At 43.0% G+C, this 24,096-nt stretch carries 20 protein-coding genes; 9 read left to right on the forward strand and 11 right to left on the reverse strand.

What is annotated here, in order from left to right; all coding sequences use genetic code 11:
- Positions 1-153: 153 nt before the first annotated feature.
- Positions 154-657 (forward strand): glycine cleavage system protein R, encoded by a 504-nt coding sequence (locus tag ACVFI8_RS03035; protein ID WP_457873008.1) that lies wholly within the window; start codon positions 154-156, stop codon positions 655-657.
- A gap of 46 nt (positions 658-703) precedes the next feature.
- A complete protein-coding gene (ppk1, locus tag ACVFI8_RS03040; RefSeq protein ID WP_457873009.1) occupies positions 704-2,809 on the forward strand; it encodes a polyphosphate kinase 1 in 2,106 nt (701 codons plus the stop codon).
- Position 2,810: 1 nt separating this feature from the next.
- On the opposite strand, the gene ACVFI8_RS03045 is transcribed toward ppk1, so the two are convergent.
- Positions 2,811-3,275: a GNAT family N-acetyltransferase gene (locus tag ACVFI8_RS03045; protein ID WP_457873010.1), complete on the reverse strand. Its 465-nt coding sequence runs from the start codon at positions 3,273-3,275 to the stop codon at positions 2,811-2,813.
- Between the two features lie 33 nt (positions 3,276-3,308).
- Positions 3,309-3,944 carry an HD domain-containing protein gene (locus tag ACVFI8_RS03050; RefSeq protein WP_457873011.1) on the reverse strand — a complete coding sequence of 212 codons (636 nt, stop codon included), beginning with the start codon at positions 3,942-3,944 and terminating at the stop codon, positions 3,309-3,311.
- Between the two features lie 571 nt (positions 3,945-4,515).
- Here ACVFI8_RS03050 and ACVFI8_RS03055 point away from each other — a divergent pair.
- The 5 genes from ACVFI8_RS03055 to ACVFI8_RS03075 all read left to right on the forward strand — a co-directional run bounded on the left by ACVFI8_RS03055 (position 4,516) and on the right by ACVFI8_RS03075 (position 8,291).
- A complete protein-coding gene (locus tag ACVFI8_RS03055) occupies positions 4,516-5,325 on the forward strand; it encodes a glycoside hydrolase family 11 protein (protein WP_248714893.1) in 810 nt (269 codons plus the stop codon).
- 128 nt (positions 5,326-5,453) lie between these two features.
- The gene (locus ACVFI8_RS03060; RefSeq protein WP_248714892.1) at positions 5,454-6,506 is read left to right on the forward strand and encodes a hypothetical protein; all 1,053 of its coding nucleotides are present in this window, start codon (positions 5,454-5,456) and stop codon (positions 6,504-6,506) included.
- A gap of 380 nt (positions 6,507-6,886) precedes the next feature.
- Entirely contained in the window at positions 6,887-7,519 is a 633-nt protein-coding gene (locus tag ACVFI8_RS03065) for a DUF2975 domain-containing protein (RefSeq protein ID WP_457873012.1), read from the forward strand.
- A gap of 12 nt (positions 7,520-7,531) precedes the next feature.
- Positions 7,532-7,774: a helix-turn-helix domain-containing protein gene (locus ACVFI8_RS03070; RefSeq protein WP_248714890.1), complete on the forward strand. Its 243-nt coding sequence runs from the start codon at positions 7,532-7,534 to the stop codon at positions 7,772-7,774.
- A 25-nt stretch (positions 7,775-7,799) separates the two neighbouring features.
- Complete coding sequence (locus ACVFI8_RS03075; RefSeq protein WP_457873013.1) at positions 7,800-8,291, forward strand: hypothetical protein; 492 nt, start codon at positions 7,800-7,802, stop codon at positions 8,289-8,291.
- A 44-nt stretch (positions 8,292-8,335) separates the two neighbouring features.
- On the opposite strand, the gene ACVFI8_RS03080 is transcribed toward ACVFI8_RS03075, so the two are convergent.
- The 3 genes from ACVFI8_RS03080 to ACVFI8_RS03090 form a co-directional block, all read right to left on the reverse strand.
- Positions 8,336-10,447 carry an alpha-galactosidase gene (locus tag ACVFI8_RS03080; RefSeq protein WP_457873014.1) on the reverse strand — a complete coding sequence of 704 codons (2,112 nt, stop codon included), beginning with the start codon at positions 10,445-10,447 and terminating at the stop codon, positions 8,336-8,338.
- Positions 10,444-13,575, reverse strand: coding sequence for a beta-galactosidase (locus ACVFI8_RS03085; RefSeq protein ID WP_457873015.1), 3,132 nt, complete (start codon positions 13,573-13,575; stop codon positions 10,444-10,446). Before ACVFI8_RS03085 ends, ACVFI8_RS03080 begins: the two co-directional genes overlap by 4 nt.
- 409 nt (positions 13,576-13,984) lie before the next feature.
- On the reverse strand, positions 13,985-14,932 hold the full coding sequence (locus ACVFI8_RS03090) for a hypothetical protein (RefSeq protein WP_457873016.1): 948 nt from the start codon (positions 14,930-14,932) through the stop codon (positions 13,985-13,987).
- 296 nt (positions 14,933-15,228) lie between these two features.
- Here ACVFI8_RS03090 and ACVFI8_RS03095 point away from each other — a divergent pair, with 296 nt between their 5' ends.
- Complete coding sequence (locus ACVFI8_RS03095; protein ID WP_248714885.1) at positions 15,229-15,717, forward strand: GNAT family N-acetyltransferase; 489 nt, start codon at positions 15,229-15,231, stop codon at positions 15,715-15,717.
- On the opposite strand, the gene ACVFI8_RS03100 is transcribed toward ACVFI8_RS03095, so the two are convergent.
- The 6 genes from ACVFI8_RS03100 to phoB form a co-directional block, all read right to left on the reverse strand.
- Positions 15,714-16,589, reverse strand: coding sequence for a Dyp-type peroxidase (locus ACVFI8_RS03100; RefSeq protein WP_248714884.1), 876 nt, complete (start codon positions 16,587-16,589; stop codon positions 15,714-15,716). The genes ACVFI8_RS03095 and ACVFI8_RS03100 overlap by 4 nt on opposite strands.
- Positions 16,590-17,595: 1,006 nt before the next feature.
- On the reverse strand, positions 17,596-18,045 hold the full coding sequence (locus tag ACVFI8_RS03105) for a tetratricopeptide repeat protein (RefSeq protein ID WP_457873017.1): 450 nt from the start codon (positions 18,043-18,045) through the stop codon (positions 17,596-17,598).
- 138 nt (positions 18,046-18,183) lie between these two features.
- Complete coding sequence (locus ACVFI8_RS03110) at positions 18,184-19,158, reverse strand: PstS family phosphate ABC transporter substrate-binding protein (RefSeq protein ID WP_457873018.1); 975 nt, start codon at positions 19,156-19,158, stop codon at positions 18,184-18,186.
- Positions 19,159-19,282: 124 nt separating this feature from the next.
- Positions 19,283-20,761 (reverse strand): transglycosylase SLT domain-containing protein, encoded by a 1,479-nt coding sequence (locus ACVFI8_RS03115; protein WP_457873019.1) that lies wholly within the window; start codon positions 20,759-20,761, stop codon positions 19,283-19,285.
- Between the two features lie 103 nt (positions 20,762-20,864).
- Positions 20,865-22,166 (reverse strand): phosphate regulon sensor histidine kinase PhoR, encoded by a 1,302-nt coding sequence (gene phoR, locus ACVFI8_RS03120; protein ID WP_248714880.1) that lies wholly within the window; start codon positions 22,164-22,166, stop codon positions 20,865-20,867.
- A 6-nt stretch (positions 22,167-22,172) separates the two neighbouring features.
- Positions 22,173-22,865: a phosphate regulon transcriptional regulator PhoB gene (phoB, locus tag ACVFI8_RS03125; RefSeq protein WP_248714879.1), complete on the reverse strand. Its 693-nt coding sequence runs from the start codon at positions 22,863-22,865 to the stop codon at positions 22,173-22,175.
- A gap of 348 nt (positions 22,866-23,213) precedes the next feature.
- Between phoB and ACVFI8_RS03130 the strand changes: the two genes are divergently transcribed.
- Positions 23,214-24,095 carry an HAD-IIB family hydrolase gene (locus tag ACVFI8_RS03130; RefSeq protein ID WP_248714878.1) on the forward strand — a complete coding sequence of 294 codons (882 nt, stop codon included), beginning with the start codon at positions 23,214-23,216 and terminating at the stop codon, positions 24,093-24,095.
- Position 24,096 lies beyond the last annotated feature (1 nt).

A 24,096-nucleotide genomic window follows, 5' to 3' on the forward strand; every position in this document is an offset into this window, starting at 1 on the left:
GATAAAAAAATCAGCTAAGCTTAGAATATTAAGGGGTTATAACGCACAGAGTGGCTTCCCTAAAGCATAAAAGCTATGCATACTTTAGATTCTGGGTAGACACAACAATACTCTGAATTTATCCGACTAGTCTTACCATTCAAGGAGTATTTTATGAAACAATTGGTTATCAGCGTTTTAGGCAAAGACCGTCCCGGTATTGTTGACCAGTTATCCTCGTTAGTCGTAAAACATCATGGAAGTTGGTTAGCCAGTAGCCTTACAGAATTAGCAGGGCAATTTGCTGGTATCTTGCACATAGAAGTCGCCAAAGAAAACGTTGCAGCCTTAAGTGAAGAATTACTCAATCAGCCACAGCTACTCATTAATATAGCCGAAGGTAGCGACAGCGATAACACCGCCGATGAACAGGTGATGATTACGGTTACCGCCAACGACCGCGTAGGAATTGTTCAAGAAGTCACTCAGGTGCTAAATTCATTAGGCATTAGCTTAAGCGAAATTAATACGCATGTGGGCAGCGCGCCCAATTGGGGAGGTCTTATTTTTACCGCTCAGTTATTGGTTCCCTGTGCTAGCGATGACCAACGCAACCTGATTCAAGATTCTTTAGAATCCTTAGCTGACGATTTAATGGTCGACTTCTCAGACGAATAATACGCACAAGTGGCAATGGAAAAGTTTTAGATAAGATAGGTGTAAAATGAGCGACAGTCTTTATATTGAGAAAGAGCTAAGTTGGCTATCGTTTAACCAACGGGTTTTGCAAGAAGCACAAGATCATTCAGTGCCAATCATAGAACGAGTCAGGTTTCTCGGTATTTTTTCGAATAACCAAGATGAGTTTTATAAAGTTAGGGTGGCAGCTCTCAAGCGCCGAATTATCTTAAATGAGCTTAAACAAACCGATGACGGCTCTATTAAGTTACTCAATGATGTACAAGCGAAACTCGCCCAACTACAGCAAGATTTTGATGACACCTATCGGGAAATCATCCTGACTTTGGCTCGCCGTAATATCTTCTTAATCAACGAAGACCAATTGAGTAGCAACCATCAAAACTGGGTGAGAAAATATTTCAAAGACAAAGTATTACGCCATATCACCCCGATTGTTATTACCAAACGTACTGATTTGGTTCGCTTCTTGAAAGATGAATACACTTATCTAGCGGTAGAAGTAAAAAAAGGTGAAAAAGAAGACCACCTATTAATAGAAATACCTACCGATGACTTACCGCGATTTGTCGTGCTACCACCAGATGGCTCTAAGACCCGAAAAACCATGATTATTCTCGATAATATCATTCGTTTTTGCTTAGACGATTTACTCAGAGGATTTTATAAATACGATTCCTTGGCTGCCTACTCAATTAAAATGACCCGCGATGCAGAATACGATCTGACTGATGAAGTTGACCAAAGTTTGTTGGAAAAGATGTCTGAAGGCATTAAACAACGTTTAACCGCCGAACCGGTTCGCTTTGTTTACGATCGGGAAATGCCAAATAGCATGATCAAACGGCTTAGCAAAATGCTACACATTTCTAAGTTAGATCACAGTGTTAGCGGCAGCCGTTACCATAATTTTAAAGACTTCATTGGTTTCCCTAATGTGGGAAGGAAATATCTAGAAAACGCCAAGTTATCAGCCTTAAACTGTAACGATTTTGACCAGTTTGATACCGTATTTGACGCCATTAGCCAGCGGGATATTCTGCTTTATTACCCCTACCATAAATTCCGTTATATATCTGAATTTGTCCGCCAAGCCTCTTTCGATCCAAAAGTTAGCAGTATTAAGATAAATATTTACCGGGTAGCGAAGAAATCCCATCTAATGAATTCGTTAATCGATGCGGCGAATAATGGTAAGCGCGTAACCGTGGTGATTGAATTGCGCGCCCGTTTTGATGAAGGCGCGAATATTGGATGGGCACAGGTACTTACTGATGCAGGTGTTAAAGTGGTATTTGGCGTTCCGTCTTTAAAGGTACACTCCAAACTGCTGTTGATTACTCGAAAGGAAAACAACCAACGGGTGTTCTATAGCCACATTGGTACTGGTAACTTCCATGAAAAAACAGCAAAAATATATACCGACTTTGCTCTGTTTACCAAAAGCCAAGAAATAGGCCAAGAAGTTGAAAATGTCTTTCGTTTCATTCATCAACCTTATCGCCGTTTTAAGTTCCAACACTTAATTGTTTCCCCCAACGAAACGCGCAGACGCCTATTTAGCCTTATTGACTATGAAATAAACCAAGCCAATGCCGGTAATCGAGCAGCAATTACCATTAAGGTTAACAATCTGGTTGATAAAGGCATCATTACTCGACTTTACGCAGCCAGTAAAGCTGGGGTAAAAATACGTATGATCATTCGGGGGATGTGTTCTTTAGTACCAGGGCTAGAAGGTATTAGTGACAACATAAAAATCATTAGTATTGTAGACCGTTTTTTAGAACACCCACGGGTTTTTCACTTCCACCATGCCGGCGAAGAGCAAGTGTATATCGCTTCTTTCGATTGGATGACTCGAAATATTGAAGAGCGAGTAGAGGTGGGGGTTCCGATCTACAACGAGGAACTCAAGCGCCGAGTGATCGACTTACTTGATTTACAGTTTGCCGATACCACTAAAGCTAGGATCATTGATGCCCAGCAGCAAAACAAATACGTACCAAGAGGAAACCGCCGTAAAATCCGCTCACAAATTTGGACTCATGACTACCTAAAGGCGATTGAATCTCGACCACTAAAACCGGTAGAACCCACTAAGACCATCCAGCCCAATAAAGGCGATTAAACTAAAAAGACTTACTCATATTTATACCAGTAACTTGATAATCCAGTTGCTGGTATAAATGTTGCGCCTTAGTATTGTGCGAAAATACGTGCAACGAGATTTTATCCCCGCCCAGTTGTAAGACACATTTTTCAGCCTCTAGCTGCGCCGCCTTAGCATAGCCGCATCTTTGAAAAAGAGCATAAATTTCAAGATCGTAAACAAACGCACCAGCCCTTGGTTTATGCCTATCAAACATTAACCAGAGGTGCCCTACTGTTTGTTTATGATGCACAATCTGCAATAAATAATGATTTGGCGTCGCTATACCTTGTGGCAATAGTTTTTGATGAGCACCTTTAGAATCTTCCAAAGACTCTTCATCTGAGCAGCGCCCAGCTTGAACATTGTCCTTCGCATAGCTGACAATTGCAGCAGCCAAATAGGTAGAGAACTGCTGTTCGGTCATCGCAATCAGTTGTATCACTGAAATCAAGCTCCTTCCATTAAGTCTATAATTTTAGCTAGGTCTTAACTCGTGCTTAAGTTGCTGTAGGTAGTTCAGCATAAACTGGGTGCGTAACTGAGCTTCGCAACGAGCTGACGGGGTACAAACCGATTCACTGATGTGCAGTAGCTTGCTATAAAAATGATCGAGGGTATATTCTCGATCGTCGGGACATCTTTGCAGGCAAAAGGGATCGTGTTGGTTATATAGTGGTCGGTTTAAGCTGGTGCCTACCTGTAAACAACGACTAAGTCCTATCGCACCTAAAGCATCAAGCCGGTCAGCATCTTGGACGACTTCCGCCTCTATACTATTAGGTTTTACATCCGCGCTATAACTATGAGCCACAATCGCATGGTGAATGGCTGCAAAGTAGGCCTGCGGATAGCGTATACGGCTTAGAAATTCGAGCGCTTTATCGGCAGCCATTTGCGAAGCTAAATGACGTTGAGGGTGGTTTTTAGCCAAAGATACACAATCGTGTAACCAAGCCGCTGGCACTACGACCTCTAGTTGAGCGTGTTCTTGCTTCGCCAGGTGCTTGGCTAAAGCGACCACTCGGCGAACATGATCGATGTGATGGGCACTATCACTATGCTCAAGATCGCAAACGAACAGCGCGCATTGTTGCTCTAAGTCAGCTAACACCACATCCCCTTATACATTTTTTATTGGCGCCACGCTAACCATAATATCACCCACTGTCAAAGCGCTTTAAAAGGAGATGAAAACAGCGTCGCTTATTACAGCGGCTTTAGCGTTATCTTGCTTAGGTGAAGAAACGACGACTTAGTTAAGGCGTTTGGTATACAACTATCATCCTGGCAGTCGACATCATTTTGACTAATTACGTATTTAGCCTGTTTATTTTGGTGATTGTTGAGTAAAGTACAATATATCGTTAAAAAGCGTGAACTCGCGCATTAAAAAGTATAATCACACAGCCCTACCAATTTATTCAATATATTGCATTGTTTTTTCTGCCATTCCCTTTTCGTTATTTAGTTATCACCTACCTTTCATTGTTTATCATGACGCCGCCGCGCCTTTTGATCTTTTGAATTGACCTAAAAAAGACAAAAAAACAATACTAAATGGCAACAAAAAATTCACATTATAACCGCGTTTTCGAACGCTCTTTTGACGAGTTGTATAGTCGCAATACATAAGCCATGTATGACTAGTTCGTTGGTACTTTTAACGAAATTAGGACACTTTAATGAAGACACAACTTTTAGCCTTGTCACTCGCTTTAGGCGGATTACTCACCATTACCCCAAGCACCAGTTATGCTGCAAGCATCACCAAAACGATTTGTGATCCAGCTGGAGACTCTGATAATGGTTACGGCTCAGGCACTTATCGTGGACATTTTTACTCGTGGTTTGAGCTAAGCCAAAATAATATAAAAACCTGTGATGTCAAGATTGGTTTTTATAACGATGCTGGTCGCCATTATCGAGCCGAATGGAACATGGCCAAATCATGGGGCGAAGATGCCATTGGCGGCTTAGGTTGGAGCAAAGGGGCTAGATACCGAAAAATTGGTTATAACGTGGGTGAATTAACCAGTAATTCCAGCATTCAAAAAGCATTGATAGCCCTTTATGGTTGGTCTTGTAGTGGCAGTACCTCTCAAGAGTATTATGTGGTCGATACTTGGAAAGGCCCAGGCCAGTTTGTCCCTTGGGATGAAACAGCAGGCGCTCCTGCTAGCTCTAAAGGAACAGTAAATGCTAATGGTGCCACCTACGATGTGTATCTGGTTGACCGTGATGGCGCACAATTTTGTGGCAGTGGAGACAGTCGTAAATTTAAACAATATTGGAGTGTTCGCCGCTCACCTACCAAGACAGGTGACAACCATAATTTGAACTTTGGCCCTCACGTCAATCGGTGGGACAACTCAGATTTGGGCTTTAAGCGTGATGGCTTAGCAAACGGATATCAAATTTTGGCCATTGAAATATTCGGCGATGCTAACACTAATCACAAAGGTGCGGTCGATGTATCGCTGTGGTTAAGATAATGAATAAATAAAGCAACCAAAGAGATTGAATTAGCCCGCTCAATTTAATCTCTTTCTAGCAACACGTATTCAATTAGTATTTAGAATAACGTACTATTTTTCAGTGAATAAACCATAGAGGTTGAGTAATGAAACCTGTCATCGCGCTGCTGTCAGTCGCTACTTTATGTTTTGCTGGCGGATATCAATATGCACTTTTTAGGCATTCAGGGCCGTCGAATTATTCACAACACCAACAAGACGCTAGCGTATCAAGCTTTGTTGAAAGCCGTGCAACAAGTGCAAACATACCAGATGGTAGCTATACGCAAGATAGCGCTTTTAAGGCCCCAAGTGACTGGCAAGCTGAACCTGACCTGAATCGAGCTAAGCCTAATACGCCGGATCAGCGTACTATCGACGAATTAGACAGTATTCTGTCGAGCATAGACAACATTAACGAGCAAGACGATAAAGGCCAGATTATTGCCAATCAGTTCGATTTACTTAAACAAATGTTAATAAGTAGACCTGAACAGTTAGCTTATACCGTCGCTCAGCTCGATGACTACTCTATTGATGACCCTAAATTCAAACTGCTCATGTCGGTAATACAAAACATGCCCAACAACACTGCCGATGAAGCTTTATTTTCACTAGCAAAACAATATGGAATGTATTCTGACCCCGAATCACAACAAAAATTTGTGACCTTATTGGCCAGTACAACTTCAACGATTGACTCTGAAGAGATCGTACAAGGTTTAGTTGATTTATCCGTGATGGAACACACCGATAGCAACACCCGATTAGAGGCACTCAGTTTACTTAAACCCTTCCAGATTGAGACTGCTGAGAAAAACTTGTTGGTCACTGAAATTGAAAGCCTTATATATAAAAGCAATGCTTCAGACGCTGAGTTGCTGTTACCACAATTGATGCGCTTTGCCATTGACGAACAGCGAACAGCTATGGCAACCGATATGTTGTCTTACGATAACTCTGAATCACTGCGAATGGCTGTATTAGAAAATATAAGCGCAGGCAGTATAAGTGTATCGGACAACGTAAAAATTACTCTCTTGGAAATGGCAAATAATGACTCTGACCCGCTAAATATGGCGGCGAAAAATACCCTAATTGATAGCGCAACACTCAGCCATCAAGAATATTCCCAACTAAGGTATCATTCCCCTCCCTAAGGGCATCAACAGTGTTTGCTTTATCCCATAAACTCGCTGTTCGCCTGCGCTAATATTGGCCTCATGGCAGTGGTTGTTAAGACAGTACAACATGCTCTTTACTATCGTTTTTGTTCGGTATTGGCTCATATACCCAGCAAATTAGGCGTAGCAATGATGGCGGGTTTTCATCGACCTCATAGTATCTCAATTAACGTAAATACCCTTCAGTAGCGCCAGCAAACAATCCAAAAAGAATAAATTCCTGGTTTACAAAAAGACTAAATTCATTCATTATTTAACGATAAACGATAAATAAATGTCATTTTTAGTAATATTGGTCGGCAAGGAAGAACAACAATATGCAATCAATTCAGGCCATAAGCGCAGTAGGAAAACACATGCGGCGCGTATTATGGGGCTTGGTATTTTTCGTGCTGTTATGCTTAGTGGGATTTCCCAGCGAGTTGGGCATTGATATTGAACCGATGAAAAAAAGTCCGTGGGTGTTTAGTTTTTATACCGTCACAGACATGGTAACGGGGCCCCCCGTTGACGAATTGACAAATCTGCCGCCTCATTTCAGGCCTAAAACGCTGAAGCCTCCTCATCTGCCCTTATCCATTTCTCATCGGATTATTACCGTTGCCATTTTTTTTGCCACTAGTGTGCTAATTGCCTCACTAATATGGCAAATAGACCGCTTATTTAAAGCCTATAGTGCTGGCAAGGTATTTACGGTAGAAACCGCCAAATATTTTCGCTCAATTGGGTGGTTTTTAGTCGCTTTGTTTCCAGTAAACAGTATTTCAAATTATTTCATTGAACAAATAGTACTGCCGCTTAAGCGACCCTTTCATAAAGGTCCACCTGATAATTTATATGACGTAATGCCTCCCGATATGGAGTGGACGGCCATTCAATACATCAGCTTAGATTTCCCATTATTGCTAGCAGGTTTATTTATGGTTGTTGTTGCATACGTCATGCAACTTGGTGTGCAAATACAGGCCGATGTAGACGCCACTATTTAATAGGAGTTGCCCATGGCGATCGTGATTAATTTGGATGTGATGCTAGCGAAACGCAAGATGCGCTTAAACCACTTATCTGAAGCAGTGGGAATTTCGATTCAAAATTTGTCGGTATTGAAAACAGGTAGAGCAAAGGCGATTCGCTTTTCGACACTCAACGCAATTTGTCAGGTGTTAGACTGCCAACCCGGTGATTTATTAGAATACCAACCAGATCAGGATGCCCCCGAAACTGACGGGCTTAACATAAAATAAAATGCCAGTTCATCAGGACGTTAGCATGATAAATAGACTTAAACAAAACCTACGGGTGATTGCCCCTATACTGGCACTAGCTTTCTATTTAGGTGGCGCACAAGCTGAATCTTTCAGTGAGTTGGAAGATCCTTTTGTGGTGATAGACTATGACGCCTCAATTACCCGGCTACCCAGTGAATATCAACAACAAGCAAGAGAGTGGCGCAAGCAATTACTTGGCTTAGAGAGTCAGTTAAGCCAAGAAACAGCTAATCAGCATTTACGCCTTGAAGTAAGTTTTAATGCTTTATACCAACAACTTGAACAGCTGTTTTATGAGGCGAAAATAGACGTTGTCAAAGTTAATATATTAGAAGAACTGCCCGCAGAGGAACAATTGAGCGTATTAAAGCTGTGGCGTGATATTCAAAGCAAAGAAATAGCATTACTTGCAGAATACTATAACCAAAACACAGAACAGCAACTCGCCGAACAATATGCTCGATTAGATGAGATATTAAGCTCGCTAAATTAGCAACACCTTATAAAGGGTGCGCTAAGCGCCCCCTTGTCTTTAGATTACAGTTGGCGAGTAACCTTAATCAATAATGCTGATTCGGGATCCATAATTGGCAGCTGTAAACCCAGCTTCATCAAGCTATCACCGCTAAAGTCAGTCGCTTGATTTATCCAACTTGGTCGTTGCTTCATAATGTGTTTAAAGTCGGGTTTATCTAATACCTCTACCCAATACCGTGCTTTAGGATCTAGGTTTAGTAATTTTAGTGCCCCCGGTAAACTGTAGCTTGGCATCGTTAACTGCACCGCCCAATATACCCCTTCTCCCGTTCGCTGATCTTGCACACCATAGGCTTGCCAACTGGCATCAGATTGCGGTAACTGCTGCCAAGTACCACTGTGTAACAGCGGGCGTAGGGTTTTATGCAAGGCGATATAGTGAGCAAATTGTTGCCGTTCTTGCTCTTCTACAGCGACTGGATCCAACTCCACCCCCATATGTCCCAACAAAGCGGTAAGGCCTCTAAAGCCAATGCTATGTTGCCGATAGGTAGTATGGCTATGCGCTGGACCAATGTGCGACCCCATCACTTCAGGCGGGAAGAAATACAACATGGCTGGCTGCATTATCTGCCGCTCTAAAGCATCATTGCTGTCAGATAACCAAAAACGCTGACTGCGTTTGAGCACCTCATAATCGATACGCCCTCCGCCTGACGAACAACTTTCAATTTCCAAATCAGGGTGGCGCTGAGCTAACTCATCAAGCAACGCATAAAACGCCTTAGTTTGACCATGCACCGCGGCTTCACCTAAGTGACTGGGTTGCACTAATTCTCGGTTCATATCCCACTTGATATAAGAAATAGTATACTGGCTAAGTAGGCTATCTAGTCGCGCTAATAAATAATCAAATACTTGGGAATGCTGTAAATCCAATACATATTGATAGCGTCCTGTTTTTTGCTGATAACCCGCTTGACCAAGGATCCAATCAGGATGTTGACGGAACAAATCGGAATCAGGATTAACCATTTCAGGCTCAAACCACAGACCAAACTCCATGCCAAGGGCAAGAACGTGGTCAATCACCTCCTCCAAGCCGTTCGGATATTTTTGCGTATCGAGATACCAATCCCCTAAGCCGGCCTTATCGTTATCTCGCCCAGGAAACCAACCATCATCAATAATAAAGCGCTCAACCCCCATATCTGCGGCTAAGCTGGCCATTTTTTTGATATAAACAGGGTCATGGTCGAAGTAGATCCCTTCCCAGGTATTTAGATGAACTGGCCGAGCTTTAGTTTTGGGAAACCGTAGGATATGTTGACGGACAAAACGGTGAAAGTTTGCACTCATTTGATTAAGGCCATTGGCCGAATAACTGGCATACAAAATCGGTGTTTGATAAGTCTCGCCTTGCTCTAAACCGACTTCGCCACTTAATAATAACTCTTCAGCTTGTAACCAGCGCCTGCCATCGGTTTTCACGCCGCTTTGTAGCCGATGGTTGCCGCTCCACGCTAAATGAAACCCATATACCTCGCCTTGCTGATGATTAAAACCTTGGCTGCCAATCATTGCACCAGGGAAGTATTGATGAGAAGTACGACCACGACGATTTTCTTGAGCGATGATCCCACGCTCTAGAGGCTGACGATACTGCTGAAACTCTTTTGTCCAGCGACCGTGCAGTGATAATAATTCATTACATTGTTGAGGAAGAGGCAAGGTTAACGCTAAACGCTGCAAGTTATAACGTTTAGCCCCTAAGTTGCTCAACGTAGTTTGCAAGGTCAGTACATCACTGGCTTCATCTAGATTCACACTGAGTTGCAGCGCTAATTGTGCACGCGTGTCTTGCGCCTTGATGGTGAGATGACTATGCCCACTTAAGCTGCAGCTAGCAGTAAAGCTTGGGCACCAATCTTTACCTGCCCGGTTCCCCTCTAAGCCGGGGCTAGCAAACCAGCCCTCGCTCGCTTCTGGACAAACCGTTAATGCGACATCTTCATCTAAACTCGCTTCGCCAACGGGCCGAGAAATAGCACTTAATAAGTTATCATCTAAAGGGTGGTTTAGCTTAGCCCCCCAATAAATTATTTCCGGTAAGCTACTGGTTTCTCTCATAACCACACTGCTGCTTTGTCCGTATAAATGATAAATGCTCATTGCTCTGACCCTTTAACAGCAAATTCAATTTGATAATGATAAAACTCAGCGTGTACTTGGTGTTTAGGGTGAACCGATGGACTCCAGGAATCATCGCCACCCACTCCTTGATGCGCGACATCAAGCTGCACATACACCGTTCCACTATCACTTAATTGATAGTTGTGCGTCGCTTCACTCAACTGTTGCTGGCTGTATCGTCGAGCAGCAAACTGCAAGCTTGGTTGACACTCTATTAGCACCATTACGCCCTTATCGTGGTTTAACTCCAGCTGGCGAACGGCTCCCCTTCCTCCGTTTTCACTAGGATAAATATAAGGTGTATGTAGATCATCAATGCTCGATTGATAACGTCCAACCATGGCTGACGCCAAGCGATCACGGTAGTTTTCATGTGGTCCCAAGCCAAACCAACTCACTTGACTAAATTGTTTATCTAAGCTGAGTTCTAAGCCTACCCGAGGTAACGGTGGCAAATAAGGCGCAGCATTAATAGTCACAGCCAGCTTTACTTTGTCGGCACTGATAACAAAGCGATGTTGTACCGAAAAGGCCAAGCGCTGTTCAAAGCTATAATCACTGTTACTCTCTACCAGCCAGCAACCATTGCTTAATTGGGAAAACTCAAAGCCTACATTGTTACGCTGCAGTTGGTCTAAACCGGCATTCTGCCAACGAGCTATCCAAGAGTTAGGGTCCATTTGGCTCGCTTCGCTGACCCCAATATCGTTATCTAGCGGTGCACGATAGAAATTATCGGTTAAAGCGGCGCTAAATAATTCGCTGCCAGCGGATACCCATGATAGCCACTGAGCGGAAACACCATCAAATACTACCGTTTGCTGCGCGCTAACAAAGCTAATTAGTGAGTCTTGCTGCTGACACTTGACCTTTGCTTTGCTTAACGCCCCTTGCCTGATTAAACCGCCCATCGGCAGCTTAAACTGCTGGTGAGCCACACAGTAACCAGCTTTCGCCCAGTGCTTATCTTCTCTAAGTTTTACTTCAATGCTTAGCCATAATTCTCCACTGAGTTGCTTGGATACCGCCAACAAGGCTTCAGCAGGAAGCTGCAGATATTGCTGCTGTTGAGGAGCCAGCCTTAGCTCCAACTCTCCTTGAGTAAACAATTCACCTTGCTGCTCAATCCGCCAGAATAGACTCACATCGCGGCTATCGGTAAACAAATACTCATTGCTAACGCTAAATCGTCCTAGTGCTAAATCATCGGCTTGTATTTGCCAATATTGCTGTAAGTATTTAATTTCAGCCAAACTTGGGTGTGCTGTTCGATCAGGAAAAACCAAGCCATTAATGCAAAACTGTCGATCATTGGGCTTGTCACCAAAGTCTCCACCATAAGCCCAGTAAGCATCGCCAGACTCGGTGTATTTGGTAATACCTTGGTCAACCCAATCCCAAATAAAGCCCCCCTGCAAGCGAGGATGTAAACGAAATGCTCTCCAGTACTCTTCAATACTGCCTAAACTATTGCCCATGGCGTGGGCATATTCACACAAAACTAATGGTCGTTGCTCATGAGGGTCGCCGATATGGGCGGTAATAGCACGCTTGGGTATACCTTCACCGCCAGTATCCCAATCGACTCGTGCATACATCGGACAAAGTATGTCAGTTGCAGGGGTATTAGCACCACCACCTTCATACTGGATAGGTCGGCTGGGATCAGCTTGTTTCAACCACCCGTACATCGCATCGTGATTGCTGCCATAGCCAGATTCGTTCCCCAGAGACCAGACAATAATCGAAGGGTGATTTTTGTCCCTAGCCACCATTCTAGTAAGCCGCTGCATATAGGCATGCATCCATTGCGGATCGTCAGATAAACGACACATAGGGAACATGCCATGGGTTTCTAGGTTGCTTTCATCCACCAGCAATAGCCCGTATTCATCACACAGTTCATACCAGCGAGGATGATTAGGGTAATGGGCGGTGCGCACCGCATTAAAGTTATTCTGCTTAAGCAGTTTAATGTCTTGCACCATCCTTTGTTCGGTCATGACATGCCCTAATTCAGGGTCATGCTCATGGCGGTTTACTCCGCGAATTAAGAGCGGCTTACCGTTTAGTGTTAACAAGCCCTTATTCACTTCTACACAACGAAAGCCTAGCGAGCTTTGTTCAACTTCTAGCAATTCTCCGCTCGCATTAAATAAGCCAATTACTGCTCGATATAAATGCGGTTGTTCATCACTCCACAGCTTAGGCTGAGCCACCGGCTTGCTCAAAACTATCCGATCTGCAAATCCCCCCTTCTCATCGATGAGCTTATTGTTAGTATGCCCCACCAGTGCGGAGCCAAACAGGGGGGTGTCACCGTCATAGACTTGTAGCTCGACATAATAGCTATCAAGCTCGTTCAGCGCCCCTCCCGCTAACAGCACTTCCACCTCAAGCCGTGCATCGCGATAACAGGCATCTAATTGGGTTTGAATTGAAAAATCAGCAATATGTATTTGAGGTTTTGCGTAAATAGTCACATCGCGAAAAATGCCACTTAACCACCACATATCTTGGTCTTCCAAATAACTGCCATCGCTCCAGCGATACACCACCACAGACAGTTGATTTTCGCCCTGTATTAAGTACTCACTAATATCAAACTCGCTCGCTAAACGACTATCTTGGCCGTAACCGACCATCTGTCCATTTAGCAATACATGAAACGCCGAGTTCACACCATCAAATCGCAAGCGTATCTGCTTACCTTGCCAGTCACCTTGATAGTTAAAGCTAGTGCGGTACACCCCTGTAGGGTTATCGCTAGGCACTAAGGGTGGCGTTACTTCAAAGGGGTAAATAACATTGGTATATATCGCTTTGTCATAACCATGTAGCTGCCAATTGCTCGGCACTATCAAGCTTTGCCATTGCCCCTTAGCACCGGCTAACAACTGGTCATTGAGTATTTCGGGCTTAGCCAGTAAACAAAACTGCCATTCGCCGTTAAGATTCAAACAATGAACGGGATCTTGCTTATCTAAAGCCTGCTTTAGGTTTGGCCAAGACCGCAATGGCACGTGAGACGCTAAACGATTGCGCTCTGTAACTGCAGGGTTTTCCCAATCTCGGTGGGCTAATAATGTGGCGCTTAAGGGCGTCATTCCTTTCTCCATTGTCCAAACCATATAGGCTAAATGTCGAGTGCATTTATCATTATGGAATGATTTTAGTTGGCCTGCCCACCTGATAATGAGAACCTAATCACGAAAGCGGGAAAACGTTTACACTTGAATTACTCAGCTAAACTCGAATTTACAAAACAAGCGACGGCTAGCAGCCTTAAAACAAACTTGATCAAAGCTCAGCATTGCAGTGTGGATGTGAAATAAAGAAAACTACGTCAATAGTGAGCCTACGGTCCTGCCTTTGTTAATAAACTTAGACGCTAACGACAGAAAGGCTTATATAAACGCAAGAAACGAGGAGTGGCGAGAATAGGTATTGAGGAGAACTTCGAGCAATGCCCTAACATACAGCCTCCTGTTACCCATTGAGGAGGCTGAAATGCATCTATTGAGCTTTCAGGCGACCCAAACGGGTACTAATAAAACCCAGCACAGCCAACACAAAGATACCAAAGGTACTTGGTTCATTAATCCGAGTAATAGTGGTGGGGTCTGAAGGGTCTCGGGCCCATACGTTTAAATGCGATATCGCTTGGGCATTTCCCCTCTGATTAGGGAAATCGTCGGTATCTAGCGTGCCTGATAATTTGTAAGGCGTGTTGAAGTCTAAGCTCGATGCAGGGTAAGCGAGGAGTTCTGCAGCAAAAATATCGATGAAGTCAAAATCATAAATAACGAAACCGTTACCCGCCTTAATTGAAATAGCCAAGTGGTCAAAGGTAGCCTCTCCCAACAGCTGTGAGACTTGATCAATAATGGTAGGGTCAGTTTCAATCACCCAATTTAGCGCGGTACATTCTCCATCATCACTCACAACACAGGTGAAGGTCATATCTAACAAAGCATCAATATCTAAAAAAGAGCCACCGTCAACGATGGGACCAGCTTGGTTATAATCCACAGCCAACTTGTTATCACTGCCAACCTCTCCGCCGACACTGGCTAAATGAATCCAACCAGGGTCATCGGCAATGCCCACAGGGAAATTGTCTAAATTTTGTAGCTCGGAAGGCTCAATAAAAAACAAGGAATCATCAGGCCCGTATTTGGTGTTCAACAACCCATCGTCTTTTTGGCCAATGTTCACCACTGGCGCATTAGCGCTACCATCATCATTGCCATCAAACACCAAACAAGAAGAAGCGGAATAAGCAGGAGATGCTCCCCCCAATAATTCGTTAAACTGTCCTGACTCCATGATTGACGTTAACTGAACATTGTCGGTGTTACATACACCATCGGGCACAAAGGCGGTCACTGGTGTCGCCCAAGTGTTTATCGAAAACATCAAAGCCAAAGAAACACTCAACGCATTAAAAATTTTAGTACTCATAAAGCCCTCGGTTACTGCCATTAGGTTTAAGCGCCTATCTAAGTTAAACCAAATACTGTCTTATATGCTAACAAAGCATAATTCACGCCACCCTCACATAACGATTACATATCAACAAGTTGATTTTTGTATCAACGAAGTCAAGTTAACGACTTGTAAATAAAACCGACAAGTGTATAAGATTTATTACACTGATAGAATCATCTATTAATCAATAACTTATTAGTAGCTTTACGAATAGTACCAAGGCTGAGCACTTGCTATAATTCACGCAAAATACTAACAATGGCCTCTTAATGACCAGCACCGTTTACTACCTTGAGCAGACCACCCTGCAACAACTAAAAGCTAAACCACTCCCCACTTCTATACAGGTGTGCGAAGTCATCGAAAACCAAGCACTTCGAAGCGAACAGTTTTACCGTGAAGTGGGTCAATATTGGCAGTGGACCGATAAACTAATTTGGTCAGCGTTGCAGTGGCAACACTATACTGACGATCAAAGCTTACGTACTTTTGGCGCTTTTTTTGAAGGGCAATTTGTCGGCTATTTCGAGCTATACAAGCAGCAAGATGCAAGCGTAGAAATTGCCTACTTTGGCTTGGCTAAGCCATATTTAGGACAAGGTTTAGGAGGCAGCTTACTGACTCGGTGCATAGAAACCGCCTGGCAATGGCAAGCAAAACGAGTATGGGTACATACGTGTGATTTAGACCATCCCAGCGCGCTGGCTAACTACCAAGCGCGTGGAATGACATTATATAAAACAGCATTAGAAGATTAACGTTGCAAGTAGCTAAGGTCTAATTGCTCACCATTAACCGGTGGGCACCAATAATAAGCCGTGCTTAAAGGTCTGCTAAACTCAAACAACCCATCTTCAATGCCATCTTCGCAACCCAACATTCGCTTTAACTGTGCTTCAAAAGGGTAAAGACTGTTTGCAAAACACACAAAATTTAGGCCGCATTGCTGATCTTTTACCCAGGGTAAACTTCTACGTAACATGAAGGCTTCTGGAGTAAAACTCTCCTGAGCAGTGCGCCGCACGTGGGCAGAAGGAGGCGATTCAGCAAACTCTACATTATCACTTTTACGACGACCAATAATATTGTCTTGATGTTTGCTTGGTAGCATATTGAAGTGTTTTAGTTGATGTTGCCATTTTTGTACCGCTAGCATGGATGAACCAGCCATGCCCTTATCACCCATTAAGCTCACCACGGACTCAGCATTATCTTCAGGGTTTTCAGTGCCATCTTCATAACCTGTTAAGTCTTTGCCACCTTGATGACAAAAACCGTCTAATTGCTCATTGATACTAAATGTTGGACACAATACATCTAACCACTGCTGTACACGCAGCATCACTTGACCAGGATCGCCACCACTTAAGCGCAACCAAAGATCGTCCTGGTTGGCTGGGCTAGTGCGATTAACACCAACAATGCTGTTAGCAGACTTGAATTCAGGGATAGTTTTGCCTAATTGAGCGATTAGCGGAGCACCAAAACCCACTAAACTATCTTGGCAAGAGTATAGCGCGCTAAACGCTTGTATACATGACGCTAGCTGTTGATTATCTACCAAGCTAAAACGCAGAAAGCAGGCGTAACTGGAGACAGGCTTAAGAATTTGCGGTTGAATACACGACATAAGAAACTCTCATTCATCAATTATTACCTAGCAGTATAATTAATTTTGAGAAGTCGTTATTTGATTAAGCGTAAAATAATAGATTAACTAAAGGAGGCCGCTAACTGATTAGCGAAAAAAGAAAAAATCCCTGATGCGTTGATGCAATCAGGGATTTTAGAACATTTGACTCATGGTTTATTCTCGCTCAGTTGACTATTGCTATCTCGACTAATAAAAGTAGAGCGCTAAGTGCTAAGCTCACATGTTCAAATGTGAGGATTAACGGTGGATGTTTTTAGAATCAGTCGCCTTGTTGTAACCATCAGCTTTAGTGAAATAATAGGTTGTGTATAAAGAACCAAAGTAATCAAACATAGTGTTGCTCCTAATGAAAATAAAGTGTGATCCAAGTCACAACTTAGATATTAATGTGACATACGTCACATTGCAAGTCTAATTTTGCTTCAAGCAGAAATTTTTCTATACCAGCTGAACCTGAGTCAACTAAGCAGGCATAAAAAAATGCCTGAATGAGCGAACTCGTTCAGGCACTGGGGTTAATTTGATTCATTACATTCTTCTCTGTTGTCGTTTACCTTGCCCTAAGCACCCGAAACGAACACAAGTCAATAATGCTGAACCAATGATCGGATGAAGAACCATATATTCACCTGTCAGCTTAATCTAGCGGTGAATATCTTTGCGAGTTTCGCAATAGAAGTTGTAATCATCGGCTTTAGTAACGTAATACGCTGAGTAGGTAGCAAAAAAGTAATCAAACATAATATTTCTCCTAAGTGTTTAATATTATTAGTGTCTTGGAACAATAGTGATCCAAGTCACACTTACAATTTAGTGTGATACAGATCACATTGCAAGTGACAATTTGATTACATTTAATGTTTACTCAGATCTACCAATGAAATGATTTTCAAGCCCTGTTCAGCGTGATATTTAGCTAGTAGACGTCTTCCAGCGCTATAAATCACTAGCAGCAAAATACTTCATTCAAGGACGAACAACATCATTCCTTAATTTTATGCTGCTGTATTGCCACTGTTAGCTGTTGCTGCTCGACACAATTTTCACAAAGCAACTTAAGTCGTTCAAGATTCTCTTGGGCACGGACTACTTGACCAAGATTCAAATACAACTCGCCAAGGTATTCTAAAGCCCCTAGGTGGGAAGGATCGATTGCCAGCGCTTGCTGATAGGCATAAAGCGCTTCTGGATAATGCGCTTGCTTCCTTTGGCTAAAGCCTAATAAATTCCATGCATCAGCCGATCGTCGGCCTTTTGAGCTGTCAACGTACTTGACCAACCAAGTGCTAGCTCGCTCATAGTGTTGCTGAGCTAGCATTTTTTCAACATAGGCTAAGGCACTCTCGTCAGTACTAGAGTCATAGCGGCCACTGCCTGCAGAAAAAGTAGGCAAAGACACGAGGCTTAGTAGTAATACAATTAAGACTTTCATTTTTATTCCTGATCTCATTATCTTGTTATTACTACGTCCCATCAGCGTAATTAGTTTTTAATGAAATGATGGCTATGCTTAGACCCCTAAACCTAAAAACCCCCGCCAAGGCGAGGGTTTGTCAATTAAGCCAGTCTCTTAAAGAGAGATACCTAATTTTTCGAGGTCAGCCATAACTACTTTCGAAGGTAGTGGTACGTAACCGTCTTTAGCCACGATTTGTTGCCCTTTCTTGGACAATATCATTTTAAGGAACTCACGATCCATTGGCGCTAAAGGCTTATTAGGGTGCTTATTTACGTAAACGTATAGAAAGCGAGATAGAGGGTATTTGCCGGTAGCAGCGTTGTCTAATGTCGCCGCGATGTAGTCATTGCCTTTCTTCGATAATGCTACAGCTTTAACACCTGACGTTTTATAACCAATACCAGAGTAACCAATCGCGTTCAACGAAGAAGACACTGATTGAACTACAGATGCCGAACCTGGCTGCTCATTGACAGTGTTCTTGAAATCACCTTTACATAGGGCTTTTTTCTTAAAGTAACCATAGGTGCCTGATACTGAGTTACGGCCAAACAACTGAATGTCTTTATTCGCCCATGACCCATCAAGCCCTACATCACTCCAGCGTTCAGCTACACCATTCTCACCACATTTTAGTGTCGACGAAAAAATCGCATCTACCTGAGCAAGGTTTAAACCTTCAATCGGGTTATCTTTATGGACAAATACTGCCAAAGCATCAATTGCTACGCGAACTGCTGTAGGCTTGTAACCAAAGCGTTTTTCGAAGGCTTCAATTTCTTTACTTTTCATTTGGCGGCTCATAGGGCCGAACTGAGAAGTTCCTTCGGTTAAAGCTGGAGGAGCCGTCGATGAACCGGCGGCTTGAATTTGCACATTTACATTTGGATATTCACGTTTAAACTCTTCGGCCCATAAAGTCATCATGTTGGCTAAAGTATCTGAACCGACTGATGAAAGGTTACCTGAAATACCTGTAGTTTTTTTGTATTCAGGAAGAGTGGCATCCAGGCCAGCTGCAAGTACGGTAGTTGTAAGCAATGAAGCAGAAATCGCTACTGCACTAACAAGTTTTTTAAATGTCATCTTTATCTCCATAAATGACGTGTGAAGTTATTTTCGTCATGTAGTATTGGTGAATTCGATGACAATTATATTTCTCTAGTGTGACAGTTGTGTGTCAGTCTCATTATTTCGTAAAAAAACGGTCTTATTCTTCAGCACGTTCAACTTCAAGCTCTAAAGCCATCGTATAAGCAATATAATATTTGTAGACGTTAGATACGTAACGTACTGTTTCTTTACCTATAATTTTTCCTGCTGCAATTTCAACATTACCAAACCAAACATTAGGATCTAAATTCATTTCTTTAGTTAAACGGCGCATTTTGTTCATTTTGCTGGGGCCTGCATTGTAAGCAGCCCAAATAAGCGCCATGCGTTCACTATCTTCAATGTCGTGCTGATTGATATAGTGCTCTCTTAGCCACGCTAAGTACTTTATTCCTGCAGCAATGTTTTGCTCTGGGTCATCAAGATTGTTGTAGCCCATTTCTTTAGCCGTTGAAGGCAATAATTGCATAATTCCCTTCGCGCCACGGTGGCTCACTTTACTGTTGTCTAAGCCCGACTCTTGATAGCCCTGCGCCACAATAGCTAAATAATCAAATTCATATTCACTAGCATACTTTTTAAATAGAGGGGCGTAACGATTAAAACGATTACGGTCTTCAGAGTTGGCGAGACGATTGATCCAAGCCGTATGGTCAAAGTAACGATTTAGGAGCGTATTCCCTAATAAACTCCCCTGCTTCACCTGCTTATTGACGAACTCCTGTAAATTTTTCTGCAATTGAGGGTTTGTTTTACGTACCGCCCAGCCTAGGCTTTGCCCTTCGCTGGTGGTTAAGTGGTTATCAACTCGAATGTCCTTGAACACTTTTTCCCACAAATGCGCCTTGTAGTCATCTATTACTGTGTACTTCATCACCCCTGCATTTACCATCTCAAGAATATCCTCAGAGAGTAAATTACCATCGGCTTCAACCACCTTAATGGGCTTTACGCCTTGGCGTTTCAATGTGAGGTTCAATCGATCAAGATGCTCAACGTAACTACTGCCATCCATCACATATACTTTTTGACCTGATAGCTCTGCCCATTGTTCTGGTTTAGCGGTGTCTTTATGACTCACCAGCACCTCACTAATACCTTCAGCATTGCCTAAGGCAAACCGCAGTTGCTTTTTACGCTCTGGAGTGGCGGTCAAAAAGGCTGCCACTATATCGCCTCGGCCTGCTTCTAAGGCAGGTATCAGCTGATCAAAATGAACTGGCACTATTTTAACTTTGGTTTTTTCTACATCTCGGCGAATGCCTTTATTCAAAAATTCTTCATATAAGCGCAATAACTCAATTTGAATACCGAGGGGGCGCCCGTCGGCTAGGTGGAAGTCAGATTTTCCGTAGGTCACTAAAGCGCGAACGATCTTACGCTGCTTGATATCAGCTAAATCGCCAGTAAACGACTGCTGAATATAATAAGGGAAATGCAGCAAGTCTGAATCTTGCTCTGTGTCAGCGGCGCTAGACGTAGCTTCTGTAGCGTGACTTAGGCCAAGGCTAAGCGACAGTATGCTAGTCAGCAATATTAGGTATCTAGACAGGCGGTAGGGAAGAGTTAATCGCAAAAGAATACCATTTAAAATCAAACTTATAGTTCAGTATAAGCTTAATTTTTCAAAAAATGGTAGTTAAGCAAAAAGCTGTGAAGCTAGGCAAGCTTCACGCGGCTTATGACTCGTTAGTAAACAACTTTCGTGGTAACACAAAGCTAAAGGTACTGCCTTTATCCAAAGTGCTTTTAATCTTCAATTGACTATCGTGATGTTGCAATGCATGTTTAACGATAGACAAACCTAGGCCAGCCCCACCAGTATCACGAGAACGCGCTCTGTCTACTCGATAAAAACGCTCTGTCAGTCGCTGTAAGTGCTTTGGCGCGATGCCTGGACCAGAGTCTTTTACTTTGAATAAGGCTCCTTGAGGGATCAAGGATAAGCTTACGGTTATTTCTCCGGGCTCTGTACAATACTTAATGGCATTGCCTAATAAATTGCCGCAAGCACTGCGCAATTGCTCGCGTTCGCCTTGAATGGTAACCCCCGCTTCAATGTTAAAGCTGAAGGTTAATTGTTTATCTTTGGCCAGCCCTGCTACGTCTGCCTCTAAATTGCTTACCATAGCCGAAAAATCTATCGACTCTTGGCTATCCTCAACTGAAGCCGACTCAATTTTTGCCAGTGTAAGCAGTTGGTTAACTAAATTTTCCATTCGGCTGCTTTGATCAAGCATGGTGTTGCGAGCTTTGCCCCAGATCATCGGATCCACTTGGTCTTGATCCAGCATTTCTAAATAGCCACGCAACACGGTTAACGGTGTGCGTAATTCGTGGCTAACGTTAGACACAAAGCGCTTACGCATTCTTTCCAATTTGCGCAGTTGACTCACATCTCTAACCACCAACAAGAGTTGCTGCTGACTATACGGCATTGCCCTAAACTCCAGCCAAACATCGGCTTGAACAGGGCTCATTATTTCTAGCGGCTGGTCAAAGTCTCCTTTGCGTAAGTAACTGACAAACTTGGGGGTTCGAACTAAATTGGTCAAATACTGGCCTGCATCAGCTGGCCACTTTAAGCCCAAAATGCTCTGCGCCAACTGGTTACACCAAAGTATCGCGCCGTCTTGGTTGGTCACAACAATAGCATCAGGCAACGCTTCAGCGCCCAGACGAAAGTATTTCATCAATTGGGCAAGTTCTCGTTCGCGGCCTAAGCGCCGCTTTAGCATATTGTAAATACCGTGAAATACCGGTTCCCAACTGCCAGAACCGTGAGGAGGAGAAAGTTTTCGCTGGTTATACAACCAATTAAGTAGTTTGTGCTGCTGGCTATACATCCAAATGATATGGCTAACCGCCGCTAACAAGCACATTTCTAATAAGTAGCCCGTTAAGGCACCTAAAACGAACAAGGGCGAGTACACTAATGCCACTCGCCATACTACCCGTTGCCAAGAAAAAGGCACAAACATCCGTATTTACTTCGCTCTAGTTGAAAAACGGTAGCCAGAACCACGTACTGTTTGAATGAGTCGATCATATCCTTGATGGCCGATGGCCTTGCGTAAACGACGAATATGAACATCAACAGTACGATCTTCTACATACACGTTAGTACCCCATACGTTATTTAGTAGCTGCTCTCGGCTATAAACACGCTCAGGGTGAGTCATAAAGAAGTGTAACAGCTTAAACTCTGTCGGCCCCATATCCAAGGGTTCATTTTCAACACTAACACGATGAGATACCGGATCTAAACGCAAGCCCTGAACCTCGATGGTTTCTTCTAATGAGGTTGGCGAAATTCGACGTATCACCGCTTTAACGCGGGCCATCAATTCCTTAGGAGAAAACGGCTTGGTTAAGTAATCATCCGCTCCTGCTTCTAGGCCTTGAACTTTATCTTCTTCTTCACCTTTAGCGGTAAGCATAATCACCGGTATTTGGCGGGTAAGGTCGTGGCGACGCATATGCTTAATAATCGAAATACCACTACCACCGGGTAACATCCAGTCTAATAAGGCTAATTCTGGGTAGGGTTCAGTGAGTTTTTCAATAGCTTGATCATAGTCAGCGGCTTCAATAGGTTCATAGCCATGCTGCTCTAATACAAAGCACAACATCTCACGAATGGGCGCTTCATCTTCTACTACAAGGATCTTCCTAGGCATTCCGTTTATCTCAATCTAAGAAACTGTGGCAATTATGCGACGTATTAATGACAGATTTATGACAAGGCAGAGTGTAAATCAAACACTTAGCTAAATATAGCCAGCAAATTACCACATTACGACAAAGCACCATAGTGGTGCGCATTTTAAAGAACCCGCTTATTTGCACCAATAAGGCTCAACATTAATCGAAGTTAGCACTAACAAAACTTTATTTATAATTTTAAAACTAAGCGTAAGACACTAATAAATAATAACTTTATATCTATAGCAAGTATCACCTTAGCAATTGTGGCATTGCTCGTGCTTCTCCAAATATAAACTCGTCAAAGAGTATTAAGGAATCTCATGCAACATATAGCCAAGCAACTTTCGCCAGCCGAATTGCATATTACATCCAGTAACTTGCTGGTGTTTACTGATTTAGACGGGACCTTGCTCGACCACGACTCTTATAGCTTAGAGGCTGCCTTACCAAGCCTAAACCAACTTAAATTGCTGGATATCCCGGTTATCTTCAATACCAGCAAAACCTTTATGGAAGTGTTAGAAATACAGAAAAAACTGTCAATGGAACAGCCATTTGCGGTTGAAAATGGCTCAGCTATTTGTATCCCACTCAATAGCCCATTGCTCATAGAAGGTATGGATTCGCTTTCTGTTGGCAAACGACATTGGAAGATAAAAATATTTGGCCCCAGCTACCCTGATATATGCCAATACCTAAGTGTACTTCGCCAAAAGCATCATTTTCGCTTTCAAGGCTTCAATGACATGAACGTAGAGGAAGTGCAACTCCACACAGGTTTAGCAAAATACGATGCCCAATTAGCAAAACAACGGATGGCCTCCGAGCCAGTAGTTTGGAACGATAGCCAAGAAAATCTAAGCATTTTTATTAAAAAACTTGAGGACCATAACCTCGAGGTTGTTCAAGGAGGGCGTTTTCTTCATATCAAAGCGCGCTTTGACAAAGCAGATGCAATGATGTGGCTAAACCAAGTTTATCAAAGCAACTTTCAACATGACTTCATTAATCTGGCTTTAGGTGATAGTGACAATGATAGAACAATGCTTGAAAAAGCTGATGTCTCGGTGGTGATCCCACGTAAGCATTCTGCTGCGCTATTTATCGACCACCCACATTGCACTTTAGCACCTCACTCTGGCCCGCACGGCTGGAACCAAGTAGTTCAACAAGTTTTACAATCTTTTCTAAACGGAGCATAAC

It is taken from the genome of Agarivorans sp. MS3-6, assembly GCF_054112545.1.

Coding starts and splice junctions, on each gene's coding strand:
- ACVFI8_RS03035 (WP_457873008.1), top strand. CDS start 154: ATGAAACAATTGGTTATCAGCGTTTTAGGCAAAGACCGTCCCGGTATT.
- ppk1 (WP_457873009.1), top strand. CDS start 704: ATGAGCGACAGTCTTTATATTGAGAAAGAGCTAAGTTGGCTATCGTTT.
- ACVFI8_RS03055 (WP_248714893.1), top strand. CDS start 4,516: ATGAAGACACAACTTTTAGCCTTGTCACTCGCTTTAGGCGGATTACTC.
- ACVFI8_RS03060 (WP_248714892.1), top strand. CDS start 5,454: ATGAAACCTGTCATCGCGCTGCTGTCAGTCGCTACTTTATGTTTTGCT.
- ACVFI8_RS03065 (WP_457873012.1), top strand. CDS start 6,887: ATGCGGCGCGTATTATGGGGCTTGGTATTTTTCGTGCTGTTATGCTTA.
- ACVFI8_RS03070 (WP_248714890.1), top strand. CDS start 7,532: ATGGCGATCGTGATTAATTTGGATGTGATGCTAGCGAAACGCAAGATG.
- ACVFI8_RS03075 (WP_457873013.1), top strand. CDS start 7,800: ATGATAAATAGACTTAAACAAAACCTACGGGTGATTGCCCCTATACTG.
- ACVFI8_RS03080 (WP_457873014.1), bottom strand. CDS start 10,447: ATGAGCATTTATCATTTATACGGACAAAGCAGCAGTGTGGTTATGAGA.
- ACVFI8_RS03085 (WP_457873015.1), bottom strand. CDS start 13,575: ATGACGCCCTTAAGCGCCACATTATTAGCCCACCGAGATTGGGAAAAC.
- ACVFI8_RS03090 (WP_457873016.1), bottom strand. CDS start 14,932: ATGAGTACTAAAATTTTTAATGCGTTGAGTGTTTCTTTGGCTTTGATG.
- ACVFI8_RS03095 (WP_248714885.1), top strand. CDS start 15,229: ATGACCAGCACCGTTTACTACCTTGAGCAGACCACCCTGCAACAACTA.
- ACVFI8_RS03100 (WP_248714884.1), bottom strand. CDS start 16,589: ATGTCGTGTATTCAACCGCAAATTCTTAAGCCTGTCTCCAGTTACGCC.
- ACVFI8_RS03105 (WP_457873017.1), bottom strand. CDS start 18,045: ATGAAAGTCTTAATTGTATTACTACTAAGCCTCGTGTCTTTGCCTACT.
- ACVFI8_RS03110 (WP_457873018.1), bottom strand. CDS start 19,158: ATGACATTTAAAAAACTTGTTAGTGCAGTAGCGATTTCTGCTTCATTG.
- phoR (WP_248714880.1), bottom strand. CDS start 22,166: ATGTTTGTGCCTTTTTCTTGGCAACGGGTAGTATGGCGAGTGGCATTA.
- phoB (WP_248714879.1), bottom strand. CDS start 22,865: ATGCCTAGGAAGATCCTTGTAGTAGAAGATGAAGCGCCCATTCGTGAG.
- ACVFI8_RS03130 (WP_248714878.1), top strand. CDS start 23,214: ATGCAACATATAGCCAAGCAACTTTCGCCAGCCGAATTGCATATTACA.